The sequence below is a fragment of the Oleiphilus sp. HI0123 genome (assembly GCF_001635315.1).
The window spans coordinates 1-203 of record NZ_LWGE01000422.1 but is presented as its reverse complement, the minus strand read 5'-3'; the positions used below and the strand labels follow the sequence as shown (position 1 = coordinate 203).

General features: G+C 42.9%; 1 pseudogene. It reads right to left on the bottom strand.

From position 1 onward, the window contains the following. A pseudogene (locus A3761_RS26855) lies at positions 1 to 203 on the bottom strand (methyltransferase type 12); the annotation flags it as partial.

Sequence of the window (203 nt, the reverse complement as noted above, 5' to 3'; positions counted from 1 at the left end):
TGTTAAATTCTTCAAACTCATTTAGGTCTGGACAAGTACGGGCTTCTTTTACTTCAAGCAAATCGTAAGCGGAAGAGGGCAGTACTTTTACGCGGGAGTCAGCAAGAAGTACTTGAGGACATTTAGTGGTAAACAAATCTAGCAAGTCGTGATTATCTTTGTCATATAGTACATCCGCCGCGGTGATCAGGTCGAGCTCTTCA